General features: G+C 50.8%; 17 protein-coding genes. 11 read left to right on the top strand and 6 right to left on the bottom strand.

Annotation, left to right across the window (positions count from 1 at the left end; translation table 11 throughout):
* Positions 1-2: 2 nt before the first annotated feature.
* Together Q1K76_RS05310 and metF are read right to left on the bottom strand one after the other, a co-directional pair.
* The gene (locus Q1K76_RS05310) at positions 3-1,124 is read right to left on the bottom strand and encodes a DNA polymerase III subunit (protein WP_087409183.1); all 1,122 of its coding nucleotides are present in this window, start codon (positions 1,122-1,124) and stop codon (positions 3-5) included.
* Between the two features lie 25 nt (positions 1,125-1,149).
* Positions 1,150-2,106, bottom strand: a complete 957-nt coding sequence (metF, locus tag Q1K76_RS05305) for a methylenetetrahydrofolate reductase [NAD(P)H] (protein WP_300131623.1) — start codon at positions 2,104-2,106, stop codon at positions 1,150-1,152.
* A gap of 510 nt (positions 2,107-2,616) precedes the next feature.
* On the opposite strand from metF, the gene Q1K76_RS05300 reads away from it, so the two are divergent.
* From Q1K76_RS05300 to Q1K76_RS05280, 5 genes are all read left to right on the top strand, one after another.
* Positions 2,617-3,420: a hypothetical protein gene (locus tag Q1K76_RS05300; protein ID WP_300131621.1), complete on the top strand. Its 804-nt coding sequence runs from the start codon at positions 2,617-2,619 to the stop codon at positions 3,418-3,420.
* A 201-nt stretch (positions 3,421-3,621) separates the two neighbouring features.
* Positions 3,622-3,786, top strand: a complete 165-nt coding sequence (gene rd / locus Q1K76_RS05295) for a rubredoxin (RefSeq protein WP_087409185.1) — start codon at positions 3,622-3,624, stop codon at positions 3,784-3,786.
* Between the two features lie 285 nt (positions 3,787-4,071).
* Positions 4,072-4,755, top strand: a complete 684-nt coding sequence (locus Q1K76_RS05290) for a response regulator transcription factor (protein ID WP_087409186.1) — start codon at positions 4,072-4,074, stop codon at positions 4,753-4,755.
* A gap of 15 nt (positions 4,756-4,770) precedes the next feature.
* Positions 4,771-6,048 (top strand): HAMP domain-containing sensor histidine kinase, encoded by a 1,278-nt coding sequence (locus tag Q1K76_RS05285; protein WP_300131618.1) that lies wholly within the window; start codon positions 4,771-4,773, stop codon positions 6,046-6,048.
* A 122-nt stretch (positions 6,049-6,170) separates the two neighbouring features.
* Entirely contained in the window at positions 6,171-6,611 is a 441-nt protein-coding gene (locus tag Q1K76_RS05280) for a PepSY-like domain-containing protein (protein ID WP_087409221.1), read from the top strand.
* Between the two features lie 174 nt (positions 6,612-6,785).
* Here the strand turns inward: Q1K76_RS05280 and Q1K76_RS05275 are convergent, their stop codons facing one another.
* Entirely contained in the window at positions 6,786-7,973 is a 1,188-nt protein-coding gene (locus Q1K76_RS05275) for a pyridoxal phosphate-dependent aminotransferase family protein (RefSeq protein ID WP_087409188.1), read from the bottom strand.
* A gap of 298 nt (positions 7,974-8,271) precedes the next feature.
* Here Q1K76_RS05275 and Q1K76_RS05270 point away from each other — a divergent pair, with 298 nt between their 5' ends.
* From Q1K76_RS05270 to Q1K76_RS05245, 6 genes are all read left to right on the top strand, one after another.
* Positions 8,272-12,246 (top strand): DUF4062 domain-containing protein, encoded by a 3,975-nt coding sequence (locus Q1K76_RS05270; protein ID WP_300131615.1) that lies wholly within the window; start codon positions 8,272-8,274, stop codon positions 12,244-12,246.
* A gap of 236 nt (positions 12,247-12,482) precedes the next feature.
* The gene (gene lpxD / locus Q1K76_RS05265) at positions 12,483-13,529 is read left to right on the top strand and encodes a UDP-3-O-(3-hydroxymyristoyl)glucosamine N-acyltransferase (protein WP_087409190.1); all 1,047 of its coding nucleotides are present in this window, start codon (positions 12,483-12,485) and stop codon (positions 13,527-13,529) included.
* 12 nt (positions 13,530-13,541) lie between these two features.
* Positions 13,542-14,924: a bifunctional UDP-3-O-[3-hydroxymyristoyl] N-acetylglucosamine deacetylase/3-hydroxyacyl-ACP dehydratase gene (locus Q1K76_RS05260; RefSeq protein ID WP_087409191.1), complete on the top strand. Its 1,383-nt coding sequence runs from the start codon at positions 13,542-13,544 to the stop codon at positions 14,922-14,924.
* A gap of 18 nt (positions 14,925-14,942) precedes the next feature.
* Complete coding sequence (gene lpxA / locus Q1K76_RS05255) at positions 14,943-15,719, top strand: acyl-ACP--UDP-N-acetylglucosamine O-acyltransferase (protein ID WP_087409192.1); 777 nt, start codon at positions 14,943-14,945, stop codon at positions 15,717-15,719.
* 245 nt (positions 15,720-15,964) lie between these two features.
* Positions 15,965-16,648, top strand: coding sequence for an outer membrane beta-barrel protein (locus Q1K76_RS05250; RefSeq protein WP_087409193.1), 684 nt, complete (start codon positions 15,965-15,967; stop codon positions 16,646-16,648).
* Between the two features lie 216 nt (positions 16,649-16,864).
* Complete coding sequence (locus tag Q1K76_RS05245; RefSeq protein WP_300131612.1) at positions 16,865-17,416, top strand: hypothetical protein; 552 nt, start codon at positions 16,865-16,867, stop codon at positions 17,414-17,416.
* Between the two features lie 112 nt (positions 17,417-17,528).
* Here the strand turns inward: Q1K76_RS05245 and Q1K76_RS05240 are convergent, their stop codons facing one another.
* The 3 genes from Q1K76_RS05240 to Q1K76_RS05230 form a co-directional block, all read right to left on the bottom strand.
* Positions 17,529-17,939: a secondary thiamine-phosphate synthase enzyme YjbQ gene (locus Q1K76_RS05240; RefSeq protein ID WP_087409195.1), complete on the bottom strand. Its 411-nt coding sequence runs from the start codon at positions 17,937-17,939 to the stop codon at positions 17,529-17,531.
* 107 nt (positions 17,940-18,046) lie between these two features.
* Entirely contained in the window at positions 18,047-18,346 is a 300-nt protein-coding gene (locus tag Q1K76_RS05235; RefSeq protein WP_298663826.1) for a hypothetical protein, read from the bottom strand.
* A gap of 404 nt (positions 18,347-18,750) precedes the next feature.
* A complete protein-coding gene (locus Q1K76_RS05230) occupies positions 18,751-19,998 on the bottom strand; it encodes a mechanosensitive ion channel domain-containing protein (protein ID WP_087409198.1) in 1,248 nt (415 codons plus the stop codon).
* Between the last annotated feature and the right edge of the window lie 12 nt (positions 19,999-20,010).

The following is a 20,010-nucleotide window of genomic DNA, read 5'->3' as shown; positions in this document are numbered from 1 at the left end:
TCTCAACTCTTCAACAGCAGAATGAGTTTGATGGCCAGGTCGAAGAGCACGATTTTGGCATTGGCGTTCTGCCCGATGTCGTTCTGGGCATCGCTCAGGTGCTTCATTATGGCCTGTACGTTGCGCTCGTGAATGAAGGGGGCAAAGCGGGTCGAGAACTGCTCCTCCTCGCGATTCATATACGACAGTTCGGGCATGTGCAGGTTGTAGATATAGTTCTCGCGCACCATGCGCTGGGCATAGGCCAGGAAACGGCGCAGGCGCTCGCGACCCAGGTCGGCCACCTCTTCGCTCCACGCCTTCAGGTCTTTTATCTTGCGCCCGTAGGCCAGGCGCATCACCTGCACAAAGTAGTTGAAGAACAGGCGGCTCTCCTCGTTCAACTGGAGCGACTCGCACGCCCGCAGATAGCTGCCCTCGGCCACATGGGCTACAGCCAGGGCATCCTGCGCGGCAATGCCGTAACGGCTCTGCAAAGCCTCGGCAATGACCGGCGTGGGGAGCGAACGCATCTCGATGAGTTGCGACCGCGACCGTATGGTACCCAGCACCCGCTCGGGGTTGTTGCTCACCAGCAGGAAGACACTGCCGGGATAGGGCTCCTCGAGCAGCTTGAGCAGCTTGTTGGCACAGGTATCGTTCATGCGCTCGGGCAACCAGATAATCATGATTTTATAAGGCGACTCGTAGCTCTTCAGCGACATCTTGCGCAAGATGCTCTCGCTCTCCTCGCCATAAATCATGGCCTGCTTGTTCTCGGCATTGATGTAGCTCAGCCACGAGTCGATGCCGAAATAGGTATGTTCTTTCAAGAACTCGCACCACTCGGGCAGATAGTCGTCGCAGATGCGTTTCTTCTTCTCGACCTTGACAATGGGAAAGACAAAATGCAAGTCGGGATGCGTGAAGGCCGCATACTGCTTGCACGACGGGCACACCCCGCAGGCATCGCCCTGCTGACGGTTGGTACAGTGTATATAGCGGGCATAGGCCATGGCCATGGCAAACTTGCCTATCCCCTCGGGACCGCACAACAGTTGGGCATGGGCTATGTGGCCGCTGTCGACCGAACGCAGCAACCGCTGTTTCACCTCGTCTTGCCCGATTACATCTTTGAAAAACATATCGCGTTCTCTCCCCTCTTCTCTTTTAATAAACCTGCTTGGCTATCTGGTAGACACTGTCGACAGCCATGAGCGAATAGAAGTGTATGCTGGGCACTCCCCTCGCCTTCAACTCGCGCGACTGGGCCGTGCACCACTCGATGCCCACCTGCTTCACCTGCGAGTCGTCCTTGCACTTGACCACCTCGCGCACCAGCGCATCGGGTATGTCTACATGGAATACCCGCGGCAACAGGGTGAGCTGCGAGGCCTTCGAGATGGGTTTCAGCCCCGGCACGATAGGCACGGTAATGCCGGCAGCCCGGCAGCGGTCCACGAAGTTGAAGAACTTGCTGTTGTCGAAAAACATCTGCGTCACGATGTAGTCGGCCCCCGTGTCGACCTTCGCCTTCAACCACTTCATGTCCTCGTCGGGGTTGGGCGACTCGTCGTGCTTCTCAGGATAGCCGGCCACCCCATAGGAGAAGGGGCGCGAGCTGACTACATCCATGGGGGTGCCGTCGATGAAGAAACCCTCGTTGAAACGGTTCACCTGCTGCTCCAGCTCGATGGCATGCTCATACCCGCCCGGCACCGCCGTGTAGCGGCTCTCGTGTTTGGCCTTATCGCCCCGCAGGATAAGCAGGTCACATATCCCCAGAAAGTTGAGGTCGATCAAGGCATACTCGGTCTCGTGGGCCGAGAAGCCGCTGCATATCATGTGAGGCACCGTAGGTATCTGGTATTTGTTCTTGATGGCGGCGGCCACCGCTACCGTACCGGGACGGCTGCGCTCCGATACCCGGCGGAACAATCCGTCGGGCGTATCCTTGTAAACCAACTCGCTGCGATGTGTCGTAATATTGATATAGAGAGGATCAAATTCACGCAGCGTGTCGATAGTCTTGAACGACTTCTCGATGCTGCTCCCCTTCAGCGGGGGTAATATTTCAAACGAAAAACCGGTACTCCCGTTATTCTTCAGTAAATCGGCAACCTTCATAACTCTTTTTCTGCGAGGTCCTCGCCGGGAATTGTCTCACCCCGACAGGTCACCTCCTGTTGACACATCTTTTTTACGAAAGACAAATGTACAATAAAATCCCGAAAAAGAGAAAACCGCCTACTCCTTTCTGCTTCAACTGTTAAAGACTATATATAAAACAGCCATTTTCGATTCACATTGATTAAAATAGATTAAACGCAAGAAAATTTCTGCTCAAATATTATGTTTGAAAACATATTTACCCCTATATTTGCACTGTGTTTTTCATGGTATTAGATTTAAGGTTAACAAAGATTGGTTGTCGTGAGACAATCAATTTTTTTTGTGCCTACCCGAAAGGGGGGCTCAGAGAGAGAGAAAGAGTAGTTCTTTTAATATATTCAACTTTATGTACAGAGAACAATTTTAATTCCATTAGGACTTGATTCTATATCTCAATAAATCATTATATTTGTGAGAACAAAGAAGATATTACCACAAAACCTTTAGCCGAAATCTAAAAGATATATGAAAACTTATTTACTCGACACATTAAACAGATACAAACAGTTCAGTGAAACTTTAGATGTAAAGGCCATATTGTGCAATAAGTCGTGGTGGATTTTCAACAATAGCGACGAAAAAGAGATTTATATTTTCCAAGGCGACGGCACTTTGATTATCTCTTATGGAGGGAAAGTGACCAATGCGACATGGCAATATATTCCCGTCAACAAATCTCTAATTATCAGCACAAAGGATGAGGCTTACATGCTGCACCCGGCATTTATCGACGAGAAAATATTCGCTTTGCAGCAAGATGGCACTAATAAATTTGCCTTCATGATTGATGAGAATCAAGCCAATCGGTTTCTCCCCAAAACTCTGACAGAGCTTGCTGCCTACTTCGAAGAAAAAGAACGCCAGAAAATACAGGAACAACAAAAACGACTCCTTTTGGAACAAGAAAATACCCACCGAAAACAAATCGAAGCATTAAGAACAGAAGCTGAAAAAGAATGGGAGAAAGATAAAGATTCTATATTGGGGAACAACAAAGGATACATCAAGTACAAAAAATACATACGACTCACCATTGATTTGGCGATTTTAATTTCTTCAGTATTTACATTCCTAATTATCCTATTTAGTTTTTACTCTACCAACTTCAATTGGCTCTTAAGAGTATTGATTATAATATCCCCCTCTTGGATATTTTTTTGCATAATTTCAATCTCTTTGTTCGACTATTTCTCTCGCAAAAAATTCGACGAACAACCCCTAAAGCAGCAGTATATAGACCACTATATACAAACGCATAAAAAGCAATAAATCAAAGCCCGAGACAAAGCCACATGAGGGGTATGACATCTCAAGCCGCGTGCTTCCCCAAATGTTAGAATATCCAAACAATACCCAAAAAGAGGGAGGTAATTTGGTTTGTATACCCAAAGATTGTATTTTTATCCCCGAGATAAGTCCTTATTCAGGACAAAACCTAATAAAAACCTATTTTTATAAAAAAAGACTGATATGAAAAAGTACATTTGCACAGCATGTGAATGGGTTTACGACCCCGCAGTAGGTGACCCCGATGGTGGCATCGCTCCCGGCACTCCGTTTGAAGATATTCCGGAAGATTGGGTTTGCCCGGTTTGCGGCCTTGGTAAAGACGCATTCGAAGAGGTAAGCGAATAATTCGCGCCACACCTTACACCATAGAGAGTCTGTATCGCCCACCCGGCGGTACAGACTTTTTTTATTGCCCCACTCGATGATGACGTGCAGGTCACCCTGCACTCAATACGGGACCCAGAAGTGAGCGTTTGTGAGGATTCACCTTTACGGGAATTTCCCTACCCGGGCACTCATGGATTCCGCATCGGGGTGCAGAATGACAGAAACAGCACGGAATGACAAGATCCACAAAAAATTTTCGTCCATTTCAGATTCTCTACAAAATCAAATGTATAAATTTGAAACATGAAAATACTGATTGTAGAAGACGAACCCTCCCTGCGGGAGATTATGCAACGGGCATTGGCACAGGAGCGCTATGTGGTCGAAACGGCTACAAACTATGCCGAGGCCGATGCCAAACTGGCGGCCTATACCTACGACTGCATTCTGCTCGACATCATGCTGCCCGACGGCAACGGGCTGCAACTGCTCGAGCATCTGAAGCAGCAGCGCAAGCGCGAAAACGTAATCATCATCTCGGCCCGCGACTCGCTCGACGACAAGATTCTGGGGCTCGACATGGGGGCCGACGACTACCTGCCCAAGCCCTTCCACACGGCCGAACTGCTGGCCCGCATCAAGAGCGTACTGCGGCGGGGCAAGAGCGGCGGCGAAATGGCGCTGTGCCTGGGCAACGTATCGCTCGAGCCCGAGAGTTCGCGGGTGCTGGTGGCCGGTCACGAGCTACCGTTGCTGAAAAAGGAGTTCGACATCTTGTTCTACTTCATGCAACGCCCCAACCACCTGGTCGACAAGTCGGTCCTGGCCGAAGCCGTGTGGGGCGACCACGCCGACCAGGCCGATAACTTCCACTTCGTTTATGCCCAGATGAAGAACCTGCGCCGCAAGCTGGCCGATGCCGGTGCCGACATCGAGATAAAATCGGTCTACGGGTTCGGCTACAAACTTATCCCCCCGACCGAATAAAACCTCTATCGCCGCATGAAACTGATTTATCGCATAGCGTTGCGCCTCTCGGCCGTACTCATCCCGCTCATGGCTTTGTGGGCCACGCTGTTCTATTTTATGACGGTCGACGAAATCAACGACGAGGCCGACGACGCCCTCGCCGACTACTCCGAACTGATTATCGTGCGCATGCTGGCCGGTCGGGAGCTTCCCCCGCTGAACAGCGGCTCGAACAACAGCTACTCAATTACCCCGGTCCCGCGCGAGTATGCCGACTCGAAATCGCATATCGAGTATTACGACGCCGAGGTCTACATCCCCGAAAAGGAGGAGACCGAGCCGGCCCGTATCCTCTCGACCATCTTTTGCGACAACGACGACAACTACTACGAACTGAAGGTGGCCATGCCTACCTTCGAAAAGGAGGACCTCGTGCGCACCATCCTCTTCTGGATTGCCCTGCTCTACCTGGTTCTACTCCTTACCCTCATCGGGGTAACCACCTGGATATTCCACCGCAGCATGCGCCCGCTATACGCCTTGCTGCACTGGCTCGACAACTTTACGCTGGGAAAAACCAATACGCCGGTCCCCGACGACACACACATCTCCGAATTTCACAAGCTCAACGTAGCAGCCCAAGAGGCAGCCAACCGCTCGGCAATGCTTTTCGAACGGCAGAAACAGTTCATCGGCAACGCCTCGCACGAACTGCAAACCCCACTGGCCATCCTGGGCAACCGCATCGAGTGGCTGCTCGACAACACCGAGTTGAACGAGAAACAGGTCGAAGAGCTCTTCAAGATGCAACGCTCGCTCGGTCACATCGTCCGCCTTAACAAGACATTGCTGTTGCTCACCAAGATAGAGAACGGGCAATTCCCCGAGAGCACCGAGGTAGATGTAGCCGCCCTCATCCGGGAGCAGGCCCCGCTCTACAACGAGATTTACGAGTCACGGCACATCGATTGCCGCATCGACCTCCCCGACCGCTTCGTCGTCTCGATGAACGACTCGCTGGCCTCGACCCTCATCACCAACCTGCTCAAGAATGCCTATGTGCACACCGAGTCCGGCCACGGCATCGACATCGCGCTGCACAACCGCACGCTCACCATCGCCAACGACGGCAACACTCCGCTCGATGCCGACCACATATTCGACCGCTTCTACCAGGGGAACAAGAAAGAAGGTTCTACCGGTCTGGGGCTGGCGCTGGTCAAGGCCGTATGCCGCTACTACAACCTCGACATCGAGTACCGATATACCGACGGGCGGCACTGTTTTGCCGTCACCTGGCCCCCGAAGTGAGAAAAAAGTGATTTTTTTCGAGAAATTTCCCGAAATTTCAAATTCGCTTCAAAATTGTACTCAATCTTTGTACCATCAAAAGAAAACAAAACAAATGTATAACCCATAAAATTTTGAACATTATGAAAAAGTTATTGATTCTCTCGACCATTCTGATGATCTTCGGCATTACCACCGCTTGCGCCGACAACGACAAACCCATTGCCGTAACCCAGTTGCCCGCCAAGGCCCAACAATTCATCAAGAGCTATTTCCCCAACGAAAAAGTGGCTCTGGCCAAAGTCGAGCGGGAATTCCTGGAGACCCGCTACGAAGTGGTATTCACCAACAGCTCGAAGGTAGAGTTCTGGAAAGATGGCGAGTGGAAAGAGATCGACTGCAAATACTCGGTCGTTCCCACGAAACTCATCCCCACCCAAATCGCTCAATATGTATCGCAGAACTATCCCGACACCCAAATCGTAAAAATCGACCGGGACAAACGGGACTACGAGGTAAAGATCACCAACGGTCTGGAACTGACATTCGACAAACAATTTAATCTGATAGACATAGACGATTAACCGCACCACATCGTTGGTTTATGGGGCCCGTTCTCGCAGAGATTGCGAGAACGGGTTTTTCCTTTTACCCGGTCTGCATCCACACGGCACCGCAACAATCCCCGCGTACCGGCAAAAAAAATACCGCCGAAGAGAAGAGTCTCCGGCGGTATTTTTTCAACCTATACTTATATCTTACTTGATAATTTCGAGGCGTTTGAAACACTTCTCGATCTTATCGAGAGCAATGTCTACTTGAGCACGTGTGTGCGTAGCCATCAGCGAGAAGCGAATCAGCGTATCTTTGGGAGCTACGGCCGGAGCCACAACCGGGTTGACGAAGATACCCTCGTCGAAGAGGTCGCGGGTTACCCGGAAGGTCTTCTCGTTGTCGCGGATAAAGAGCGGGATAATAGGCGTGCAGGTGTTGCCTATCTCGCAACCGATGCGACGGAAACCTTCGAGAGCGTAGTTGGTCACATCCCACAGGTTGGCGATACGCTCGGGCTCACTCTCCATAATGTCGAGGGCGGCACCTACGGCAGCCGTCGAAGCCGGCGTGATGCTGGCGCTGAAGATATAGGAGCGAGAGTTGTGACGCAGGTAGTTGGCCGTCACCTTGTCGGTAGCGATGAATCCGCCCAGCGAAGCCAGCGACTTGCTGAAGGTACCCATAATCAGGTCTACATCGTCGGCTACCCCGAAGTGGTCGCAGGTACCACGACCGTTGCGGCCGAAGACGCCGATACCGTGAGCCTCGTCGACCATCACGGCGGCATTGTATTTCTTGGCCAGACGTACAATCTCGGGCAGGTTGGCTACGTCGCCCTCCATCGAGAAAACACCGTCGGTCACAATCAGCTTCACCTTGTCGGGATCGCAGTTACGCAGCTGCTCCTCGAGCGACTCCATATCGTTGTGACGATATTTTACCGGAGTCGAGAAAGACAAACGGCGGCCTTCGATAATCGAAGCATGGTCGAGCTCGTCCCACAAAATATAATCGCCACGGCCGGTCACACAGGATACGACACCCAGATTGACCTGAAATCCAGTTGAGTAAATGATAGCCTCTTCCTTACCCACAAACTTGGCCAACCGATGTTCCAACTCTTCGTGAATATCGAGTGTACCGTTCAGGAATCGCGAACCGGCACAACCCGTACCATATTTACGGATGGCAGCGATAGCGGCTTCCTTGATTTTGGGGTGATTGGTAAGGCCTAAATAGCTGTTCGAACCGAACATCAAAACTTTTTTACCATTGATTAAGACCTCGGTGTCCTGATCGCTTTCTATCTTGCGGAAATAAGGATAAACACCCAGTGCCTTGGCTTTCTGCGGAGCATCATACTTCGACAGTTTCTCTTGCATCAATTTCATAGTTTATTGCTGTATCTATTTTGTTATAAACTATTTGCACAACCACGACGTTTCGTAAAGTGCCTTTGAAAATACAGGGTGCAAAGGTAACACAAATATCCGAATAAAAACCATTTTTACTAAAAAAAACTCCGCTTTATCTCTAAATTCGTATTTCATACTCCCCTGTTATCGAACAAATCATTATATTTGTAAATATGCTTTTTGTTATTTTTCTCATTCTTTCATAAAGGATGTAGAGTTACACGTCTCGATTACTCACAAAAAACGACAGTTATCCAACCAAAAGACCCGAAACATGACCACAAATTCAAGGCCCTGGCAATCGTTTACCATCTTCATAAGCAGCACATTTACCGACATGGACGCCGAGCGGGACTACCTGAACAACATCATCGCCCGTGATTTAGAACGCGAATTTGAGAAACGGCGTGTGTCGCTGACCTTTGTCGACCTGCGCTGGGGGGTGCACACCGATAAGGAGAAACGACAAGACGAGCGAGAACTCTCGGTTCTCAATGTATGTATGGAAGAGATAAAGAGAAGCCGCCCCTTCTTTGTGGCCCTGCTCGGCCATCGCTATGGATGGGTACCCTCTCAAGAGTGCTTCCAACGGATTCTCAACCAGATGGACGACGAAGACCGTTCTCTGCTGCAAGGAGCCGAAGGGTACAGCGTTACGGCCATGGAAATTCTGTTCGGGGCTCTGGGACGCAAGGACCTTCTGCCCCACAGTCTGTTCTACTTCCGCGACAAAGAGTCTTACGACAATATGCCTGCCGAAAAACTACCGCAGTACATCGACCCGGTAAATTCCGACAAACTGGAACACCTCAAACAGCATATCCGTTCACGCTGCGAAGCCGAGCGGTTAGACAACGTACACACCTATCGTTTGGAATGGAAAGACGACCGCTTCACCCGACTGGAAGAATGGGGCGAACAGCTGAAACGGCAGTTACGCCACGAGATAGAGACCGAACTGGCCGACACGGCCAACACCGCACCCCAAACCTGGATTGAGGCAGAAGAGCTCCAACAAGAGATTTTCCGGCATACACAGACTCGCCTGTTTGTCGGGCGGCAGAAAGAGCTCGACACGTTGGAACATTTTGCCCTCACCCGACAAGGGGTCATAGTCATCCCAAGCTACCCCCTGATGGGGAAAAGCGCCCTGCTGTGTCAACTGTACACCCGGCTGGTGAAACGACCGGAGTTCATCGTGCTGCTGCACTGCACCAAGGTTTCGCTCTATGCCGACTATACCTACCGTATGTTTTGCCGATTCGCATCACGGCTATGTACCGAACTGAATATCCCGTATGCCGAACCCGACAAAGTCGGGAACAAAGCCCGTTTATATTTTCTGGATTTGGTACATCAGGCTACGGTAAACAAGCGTAAGGTTATACTTCTCATCGATTCGACCGACGCATTCCGCCCATCGGACGACGCATCCAATTACAGTTGGCTCCCCGACGAAGCCTGCTGCATACTCACTTGCAAAAAAACAGCCGAAGAGGGATACGAAAAGGAGATTACAATCTATAAACCAGAGGCTCAGGTGATGTCTCTTCCCTTTTTAACCCGGCAAGAGGCGCTATTGCTTCTTCAGGAGCAATGTCGATTGTATCACAAGAGCATACCCGACTCCTTAATCGACCTGATTCTATCCAAAAAATACACCGGGGACGAACCTCTCGAATGGAGTCCCGACGGATATTATGCCTATTACAACCCCCTATGGATAAAACTCCTGGTCTGGTATCTGGTTTCGCTCGACGAGGCCGACTATGCCAAGGCCCGATACACCGGCAGCGAGACCGACAACGAAAAAAGACTGGAGAACTACCTGCTCCAGTGTGTGCAGGAAGCTCCGGTCTTCCCCTCCCACCTCGTCGTCCAATCCATCATTCCCCGCCTGCTGCACGACGTGGACGAAAATTTCTTATGGAGCGCCCTGTTTCTGCTCGCATTCTCCTACCGGGGCATGAGCGAAACCGACCTTAAAGAGTTGTTGGGATCGTCGTGGGATTCACTTGCATTCTCCAACATACACCACTATCTCAAAGACATACTCGTCCAAGACTACGAATCGGGAGCCTGGTATTTCACCTACCAGCACATATCACAAATGCTCAGCAAACTGCCCTCTCAAAGGACCAAGCAAGCCCTGTTTTTCAATCTGTCCCTATACTACCGCACCGCAGGCAAGAGCCGCCCCCACGCATCTCAAAAAGAGGTCTATTACTGTCTGATGGCCGATCTGCCCTTAACCGCCGCATACACTTGCATCGACCCCGACCTGAGTAACGAAAATCTGGAAACGACGGTTACCGAAATAACCGAAAACATCAAATCAGATGCTCCGGCAATGCTGCCCTGGGTTATCAACATGTTCTGCCTATCACGGGATCAAGCCCATCAATACAATCGAGAACGGGTTAACAACGATGATTTTTGGGAAATGATGGAATCGTACGGTTACACCCGATTATACCAGATAGCCATAGAGTACCTGTATCCGCAACTGAACTGGTGGAGAAAGGAGATTGCCTTGCAGTTTGCCCAAGGCATCGATAGCAGCGTCAAAGCGTATGCAGACCGCCACCCCGAAAACAGCGATGCCTGGAAACTGCTCAAAGAGCTTTATTACAAGATACTCGATTCGGCCGAAGCCATGGGAGATTTCCAAACGACCAAAAAGTACGCCCAGCTTATCGATTCGCTGGAGGCTGATAAAAAAGAGATACCGGACAGTATAGGCGACCAAATGAAAGGCCGGGCGGCCCTGAACGAAAAAGACTACGCACTCGCCGAAAAACTGTTTACACGTTCCTACTCGAAAGACAAGCAGAATTACCAAGCCTCACCCCACGACATTCAACTCGCATACAATATATTCTCCAGCTGCCTGCACTTGCTCGACCTATATCGCCGCACGTCCAACCGAGACAAGCAACGGAGACTGATTGAAGAGGCTCAAACCTATATACCTCAGATTTCGGCCCGCACCGAGTTCCTTGACACCATAGCCGCTTTCTGTCACCTGGCCGGACAAGCCTACGTCGATATGGACGACAGCAAAAAAGCTTTGCCATTCCTTACCCAAGCCATCGAGATGCGTACCGCCCTGCACGAACAGAACTTGCAAAACGACCACTACACCATCGAATTGGGCATTGCCTATGAAACATTGGGCACCTACTACGAAGACCGCAACGAAAACAATCGGGCCTTGACCTGCTACCAAAAACAATTCGACCTGTTCCAGAAAGTTCTGATTGCAGACCCTCAAAACATGGAATGCCGGCACTTCTTGTTGATTGCCGCCTGCCACTTGTGGGATATACATAAAGAGGTATCGGACGAGCCTGACGAAAAGTGGGAAGAGCTGAACAACACCCTCGTACAATTAGGTATCACCACCGACTCTACGATATGGGAGCCCTATGAACTGCAACACGTCGGCCAGGCCTATTTCTTCTTATACCAGATCTGGGAAAAACAATCGCCCGAAGAGCAACTGTATACCCCGCAGGATATGTTCACCGCCCTGCTGGACGGTTGGGCCCTTCTCGAAAAATCTTTTATCCAAACCCAGATACCCCGCTTCATCGTGCTCGGCCTCTTCTGCTTGTACTACCGGTTGGAGATTGCCGTCAAATACGGCTTTGACCAGAAAGAGGTACTCGAGCTGTTGATCAACTCCTATTATACCTATCAAAGCCCGGAGGTATCTGCCGACATTCCATTGGGACAAACAATCGTTACAAGAATCGAACGAGTGCTCTCCATGTTGCAGAAAAAAAAGGCAACACCCTTGCAATCACTCTTCTCCTCGGCCTACGAAAAAGGCGACTATGTCGAAGCGATTGCCCGCTATGACGAGATACAAAACCCGTCTGTCCACGAGCAAATGGTCTATGCCCTCTGCCTGTTGAGAGCCAACCTGAAAAAGAAGGCCGAGCTCATATTCAACGACATCCGCCAACAGGCCACCGAGCGGGATGTCCGGTTGCTGGCTACCCTCAATTTAGGCACATGCCTCTTGTTGAACGGCAAAATGGACGAGTTTCAAACGCTGTTCAAAGAGCTCACCGAGGTCGAGAAACAACGGGAACAGGCGCAACTGCTGCTCCATGCTTATCGCCTATATGCCTCCTCTCTCGAAGACAATCGCCCCTGGTACAAACGCTGGTTAGGGTCACGACCAACTACAAACCGTCCCCCCTTGTCTTTGCCCAAACCTTACGGTTGGGAAAAGATATAAACCGACAAACTGCAACCCGTAGAGCAAAGCCTATGTAAAAAGATAATATCCAATATATTACAATCGGTTACAACTTCCTGCTCCATCTATTATGGAATCAGGGATATCAGGTGAATATACCCAACCGCAAACCCTGCTTGTAATTGTTTTGTAATAAATTCGTCGGGTTATTACCCAGAATTTGAAAAAAATTGCGAAATTTGCCGATTGTATAACCCTTATGACAGAGAACAAATATGAAATTCTCAGCACAACAAATAGCAGATTTTCTGCATGGTGAGCTGGTGGGCGATGCCTCGGTCGAGGTGAGCAACCTCTCCAAAATCGAAGAAGGCACCCCGGGGACACTCACCTTCCTGGCCAATCCCAAATACACGCATTATATCTACCAGACTCATGCCAGCATTGTGTTGGTACATCGCGAGTTCGAGCCCGAGCATCCCATCGAGGCCACGCTCATCAAGGTAGACGACCCCTATGCCTGCCTGGCCATGCTGCTCAACCTGGTGAATGCCTCGCTCACGGCCAAGCAGGGAATCGAACAGCCCAACTATGTAGCCGCATCGGTTACACTCCCCGACGACATTTATCTGGGAGCCTTTGCCTACATTGGCGAGCGGGTAAAACTGGGAAAGAATGTCAAGATATACCCGCAGGTATATGTGGGCAACGACGTCACCATCGGCGACAACGTCACCCTCTACCCGGGTGTGAAAATCTATCACAGCTGCGTAATCGGCAACAACTGCACCCTGCACGCAGGCGTTGTCATCGGAGCCGACGGTTTCGGGTTCGCTCCGCAGGCCAACGGCGAATATGCCAAGATTGCCCAGATAGGCAACGTGATTCTTGAAGACAATGTCGAGGTAGGTGCCAACACCACCATCGACCGCGCCACCATGGGCTCGACCATCATCCGCAAAGGGGTGAAACTCGACAACCTCATACAGATTGCCCACAACGTAGAGGTGGGCGAACACACCGTTATTGCCGCCCAGGCCGGTATAGCCGGGTCGGCCAAGGTGGGCAGCCACGCCATGATAGGCGGCCAGGTGGGTGTGGCCGGCCACATCAGACTGGGCGACCGCATTCAGGTGGGAGCTCAGTCGGGTATCCCCAACCACGTCGACGACGATGCCGTCATCATGGGTTACCCCGCCGTCCCCTCCAAAGAGTTTGCCCGGCAGGTGGTCTACATCAAGCGTCTGCCCGAACTGACTCGCACGGTCAAGGAGCTCTCCAAAGAGATAGAGTCGTTGAAAGAACAACTGAAAAACAAATAAAACTCAATATCGATGAAACAAAAAACCCTCAAAAACAGTTTCTCGGTGAGCGGAAAAGGATTACACACCGGTTTGGAAATCACCGCAACCTTCCTCCCCGCCCCCGAACATCATGGATATAAGATACAGCGTATCGACCTCGAAGGGCAACCCATTATCGAAGCGCTGGCCGAAAACGTAGTAGAGACCAGCCGGGGCACGGTGATTGCCGAAGGCGATGCCCGTGTAGGCACTATCGAACACGCTATGGCTGCCCTGTATGCCGCCGAAATTGACAACTGCCTCATTCAGGTAAATGCCCCCGAGCTGCCTATTCTCGACGGCAGTGCCGCCGTGTATGCCGAAGAGATAGAACGCTGTGGCCTCGTAGAGCAGAATGCCGAACGGGAATACTACCTGATTAAATCGAAAATCGAGTTGCACGACGAAGAGAGCGGTTCGTCGATTGTCGTTCTGCCCGACGATGAGTTCAGCATCAATACCCTCATCTCGTTCGACTCGCCCATACTGAGCAACCAGTTTGCCAGCCTCGACGACCTGCACGACTTCAAGAAAGAGATTGCCGGTGCACGCACCTTTGTCTTTGTGAGAGAGGTAGAGCCCCTCGTAAAGCACAACCTCATCAAGGGTGGAGACCTCGACAACGCCATCGTCATCTACGACCAAAAGACCTCGCAGACCGAGCTCGACCGTCTGGCCGACCTGCTGGGCGTGCCCCACAAGCATGTAGACGAACTCGGCTACATCAACAACAAGCCGCTCGAGTTTGACAACGAGCCGGCCCGCCACAAACTGCTCGACATCCTGGGCGACATCGCTCTGGTGGGCAAACCCATCAAGGGCCGCATCATCGCTACCCGTCCGGGGCATAAAATCAACAACCAGTTTGCCCGCCTCATCCGCAAGGAGGTACGCCGTCAAGACATCCAATGCCCGGTCTACAACCCCAACAAGGCTCCGCTCATGGACATCAACCGCATTCGCCAGTTGCTGCCCCACCGCTACCCCTTCCTGCTCGTCGACAAGATTATCGAGATGGGTACACGCCACATCGTAGGTGTGAAAAACGTATCGGGCAACGAACCCTTCTTCCAGGGCCACTTCCCCGCCGAGCCCATCATGCCGGGCGTTCTGCAAGTCGAGGCCATGGCTCAGACCGGTGGTCTGCTGGTATTGAGTACCGTCGAAGAGCCCGAGCGCTACTCGACCTACTTTATGAAAATCGACAATGTCAAATTCCGTCAAAAAGTAGTTCCGGGCGACACCATCATCTTCCACCTGTCGCTCATGTCGGAGATACGCCGGGGATGTGCCTACATGAAAGGCTATGCCTTCGTAGGTGAACGCATTGTAACCGAAGCCGAATTTATGGCACAGATTATCAAGAACAAATAAATACTAAAACGAAAAAACATGAAACAACCGTTAGCATACGTCCATCCCGATGCCAAGATTGCCAATAATGTGGTAATCGAGCCGTTTGTTACGATCGATAAAAACGTAGTCATCGGCGAAGGGACTCAGATAGGCTCCAATGTAACCATTCTGGAAGGCGCACGTATCGGCAAGAACTGCAAGATATTCCCGGGAGCAGTCATTGCGGCCATTCCCCAAGACCTGAAATTCAACGGCGAAGATACCATTGTAGAGATTGGCGACAACACTACCCTGCGTGAATGTGTGACGGTAAACCGCGGTACCGCCGCCAAAGGCAAAACCGTAGTCGGCAGCAACTGCCTCATCATGGCCTATTCGCACATCGCCCACGACTGCGTCGTAGGCGACAACGTCATCATCTCGAACGCTACCCAGGTAGCCGGCGAAGTGGTTATCGACAACTATGCCGTCATCGGCGGGGGCACCCTCATCCACCAGTTCAGCCACATCGGTGCACACGTGATGATACAGGGCGGCTCGCACGTCAACAAAGACATCCCCCCCTACATCAAGGTAGGACGCAACCCCATCTCCTACGCCGGCATCAACTCCATCGGTCTGCGCCGTCGCAACTTCAGCAACGAGACCATCTGCAACATCCAGGAGATTTACCGGTACCTCTACCTGTCGGACATGAACAACAGCGACGCTATCGAACGCATCGAGGCCGAACTGCCTGCCACCAAAGAGCGTGACGAAATCGTCATGTTCGTGCGCAACTCCAAACGGGGAATTATCAAAGGATATCTCTAAGATACACTTTTTCGATAATACCGATTACGAAGCGGGAGCCTCTGAGCAAGAGACTTCCGCTTCGCGTTTTATCGCCATCGGATAGACAAACAGGCTTGAAAAGTCTATTAAACGGGCTTTGCGAGACATATTCCCGACTAAAAATTTTGAGGTTCGAAACTTTCAAATATATTTGCACACCATAATCATGTAATGGCGCCTCCGAAAACCATAGACAGAGTAGGAAAAACGAAAAAAATGGAATTATGAAAAAGATTCTCTTCGCAGCCGCTGCAGCGGCTTTGGTACTCACCAACGTACAAGCACAAGAAAAGTTCAAGCCCGATGCCATGACCGTATCCACCGAGTTGAGCTACTCGCCCGGCGGTGCTACCGATGGTGGCTTCAGCCTGCCCGAGTATGGTGCCAAAGTGCGTTTGCACCTCAACGAAAAGATGGCCGTGCGCTTGAAACTGGGATTGAACACATCGTCGCAAAAGACAACCGACTTTACCCCCAACGGCACAAACGACGACATAGAGACCTACCACCGCAACACGCAAACGATATTCTCTATTATGCCCGGCTTTGAGTATCACTTTACCAAATATGAAAGAATATCGCCTTATGTCGGAGGCGAAATCGGATTACTGTCCTCTACAACTAAAGAGACGACCAGCAGCTCAATCAGCGAAAATAAGACCATAATCAAGAATCCGGGACTGGGATTCGGCATCAACGTATTCACCGGTGTCGATGTGTACCTGTGCAAAGGCCTCTACCTGGGTTTCGAGCTTGGTCTGGGGTATGAATCGCTGGATACCAAACGTACCCTAACTACTACCATATCAGAGAACGGGACCACCGAAGACAAGGGAAACCAAGCTATACTGCAAACCTCGTTCGGCTTCCACGCTACCCCGTCGCTGCGCGTAGGCTGGTGCTTCTAATCGACCATAAAGAGCTTATCGGCTTGTATATCAACAGCGAGGCATATCACCACGATATGCCTCGCCTCTTTTAAATATAGGTATCGCCCTACCCTCGACGGCCGACAGCTGCCGAAATATAAGTGTTGCCCCTATATTTTTACAGCCATTATTTGGTAAGCGAAAGTTTTTTACTACTTTTACATATCCAAAAAAAGAACCTAATTACACAACATCATGATCTATAAATTCAGAATTGTTTCGGACGAAGTTGACAATTTCAGACGGGAAATCTGCATAGACTCCGATGCCACCTTTCTCGATTTGCACGATGCCATACTCGACTCGGTGGGCTTCACCAAAGATCAAATGACCTCGTTTTTCATTTGTGACGACGATTGGGAGAAAAAGACCGAAATCACGCTCGTAGACATGGGCAAAGATTCCGACGAAGATACCTGGATTATGTCCTCGACCCGGCTGAGCGAGCTGATCGAAGACGAGGGCCAACGTCTGGTTTTCGTATTCGACTACATGACCGACCGCATGTTCTTCATGGAGTTGAAAGAGATTGAGCCGGGCAAAGACCTCGATGCCCCCATCTGCACCCGCAAAGAGGGAAATCCCCCGCAACAGACCATGGACTTCGAGGAACTGGAGAAGAAGAATTCCGCCAACAACACATCGGAACTCGACGAAGATTTCTATGGCGACGAAACCTACGACCCGTCGGAACTCGACGACGAAGGCTTTGCCGACCTGAACATGGACGACGATTACACGCTGTAACCGATTCGCCCCCGAGGGCAACCGTATAAACGCATTGCAGGGCTGCTTCGCTATCGCGCGAGGCGGCCCTTTTTTTATACAACAAGAGGCGAGACATTCTGCTCAGCTCCCGTTACTCGACGATAGTGGCGGCAATGTGGCGCACCCCGCCGTCGTTACGGAACTCACACAGATAGATACCCTGCCAGGTTCCCAGGTCGGGGCGGCCGTTGCGAATGGGTATCGTCAGCGACGGACCCAACAGCGAGGCCTTGATATGGGCCGACATGTCGTCGTCGCCCTCACAAATGTGGCGGAAGTAAGGAGCACCGTCGGGGACTGCCCTGTCGAAAAACGAAGCGAAATCGCGACGCACGTCGGGGTCGGCATTCTCGTTGATGGTCAATGCCGCCGAAGTATGCTTGATAAACAGATGGAGCACACCGGCTTGCGGCAACTCGGGCAAGCGGGTAAAAATCTCTCGCGTTACCAGGTGATAGCCTCGCCCGTAGTGAGGCAATGTAATCTCTATTGTTCGAACCATAATACAATTTTTTACAAAGGTAATGAAAAGAAGAGAGAGAGAAACCGCCCCCTACCGCATGAGAGAGCAAAAACAGGAGAACAAACAGGAAAGAGACGCGACACCCCTCAGCGGCCCGTCTCGTGGAAAAACCGATACTTAATCCAATAGTAGAAACGCTTGAATACGTTCGAAGGCTCGGGTTTGAAATGGACGGTTACATCTACCTCGTCGCGATTGAAAAACAGAATATAGGTCGACGACACCAATGCTACATGATATTCAAACTTTTCGATTCCATAGACATTCCGCAACAGAATCGTGCGAAAGGGGTTGTCGTCGCTCATCTGTGCAAACGTAAGGGAATCGTCGGTCAACGTAACGCCATACAGCGTCCCGCAAAGAGTCATAAACTCATCGAGATTCAAATCGGATAAGGTTTTAGGCGGGCTCGAATACTTCTTATACAAAGCCTTAATGACACGTTTAGAAATCATAGCACCACAAGAATATGAATATAAGCACTTTTTCCTTGGATAAATATAAGAAAGAATAGGTATACGCCCCAATTCCCATTAAGAATTCTTCTTCTAATTAACATATAGATACATAACAAAACAAATATTAGCCATTCAAGCGTTAATAAATGCTCATTCTCCCTTCACTTCTTGACTCGCCAAGCGGCATAGCACCAGCACAAGACCAAATAAATAGGACCTGCACTACGAAAACAGATTGGTCACAGTTGATCGTACACCTTTCGATCGACAAAAAAGGAAGCGTGCGGATGACTATTTATTCCGCACCCAAAACGAAGAGCAAAAATATTCGGTCACGACAACCGATCTTTGAGCGACTGAAAATCGTAACTGCCGGGCGACTGATAGATACGCAGCCCGAACTCACGAGTGATGCCCAGGGTATGGTCCATAAGGTCGGCGGCTATGCCTTCGTAGATTTTCCACACCTTTTCCGACGAAAAGAGATAGAGCTCTACGGGCAATCCCTTCTCGGCCATGGGCAGATAGCGCACCATGTAGAGCATATCGGGGTTCGACTTTCCCATCTGCCGGATATAGTTCTCGAGATAGACCCTGAAGAGCAGGGTATTGGTGACCCGCAACTCCTCGACCAGAAACCGGTTACCGGCCGCACGGGCATCGGCAATGGCCTGCAACCGCTGCGATACGAACTCGCCAATGAGGAAATTGGACTCGAACTGGTGCAGCTCCTCCTCATCGAGAAAGGTAATACTGTTCACATCGAGCAGAATCTGCCGCGTGATGCGGCGGCCGCCACTCTCGAACATGCTGCGCCAGTTGGTGAACGAACCCGAAACCAACGCATAAGGGGGTATGGTCGTGGTCGTGTTGTCGAAGTTTCTCACCTTCACCGTGTTGAGGGTAACGTCCTGCACGATACCGTTGGCATTATGCGCCGGGGCGGTAATCCAGTCGCCCTTGTGCAGCATGTTGTTGGCCGACAGCTGTATACCGGCCACAAAGCCCAGAATCGTATCTTTGAATATCAACATGAGTACGGCTGCCGAGGCTCCCAATCCGGCAAACAACCGGGCAGGCGACTCGTCGATGATGGTACCCACGATACTGATAAATCCAATTGAGAAGAGTATCACTTGCAACGTCTGAATACCGCCCTTGATGGGGTAGTGGCGCAGCTCCTCCTTCTCGTTGAAGATGTCGAGAAAGGCATTGAGCATGCCGTTCAGGAAACGGAGTATCAGCGCAATGATATAGACCTTGCAGATGCGTTCGGTCAATACATACCAGCTACCCTCCGGCTCGAATGCCGAAGGCAAAAAGGCATAGAGGATAAAGGCCGGCGCCAAGGCTGCCAACCGGGCCACCACCTTCTTGTCGTACAGATGGTCGTCCCATTCGAACTTGGTACGGCGAATAACCGGCAACAACAGTTTGTTGATGAGCAGCTTGCAAACCACATCGCACACCACGGCAATGAGTACGATCAAAATCACATAAATCAAGGTATACCCTATCTCGGTGGTATCGAACATGAGACCGGCTACGGCATGCAACGAATTTTCGACAGACTCCAACATAACAATCACTTT

Origin of the sequence: uncultured Barnesiella sp., assembly GCF_946496565.1 — a bacterium.
Classification (GTDB): domain Bacteria; phylum Bacteroidota; class Bacteroidia; order Bacteroidales; family Barnesiellaceae; genus Barnesiella; species Barnesiella merdigallinarum.
This window is presented reverse-complemented; position numbering and strand designations above follow the sequence as displayed.